The 261-nt window shown below is 51.0% G+C and carries 1 pseudogene; it reads left to right on the top strand.

The annotated features are described in order from the left end of the window. Positions 1–261, top strand: a pseudogene (locus AAEZ05_RS29125) (KAP family P-loop NTPase fold protein); the annotation flags it as partial.

Below are 261 nucleotides of genomic sequence, written 5' to 3'. Positions count from 1 at the left end.
GCGATGAGATTGTTCGACTTGCTAAAGAGAACGAGACCATAGCGTATAAGGCCGCTGAGCTATGGCGTCGCATCAACCTCCTCAGAATTGCCCAGCTGAGCGGTGAAGCCGCTCTGACATTAACGACAGGTATTCCAGTCGGTGCCCTTGGCAAAACCTTCAATAACATCACAAGTTTCTTCTCCTCGAAGGAAAAACCAGGTGAGGTAGATGTAGATTCTGAAGGGATCGCGTCGGCGGCCGATGGTTTGCTGAAGTCGA

The organism is Pseudomonas sp. HY13-MNA-CIBAN-0226, assembly GCF_040310305.1.
Lineage (GTDB): Bacteria > Pseudomonadota > Gammaproteobacteria > Pseudomonadales > Pseudomonadaceae > Aquipseudomonas > Aquipseudomonas gregormendelii.
The sequence above is the reverse complement of the archived record's forward strand: the minus strand, read 5'-3'. Positions and strand labels throughout refer to the sequence as shown.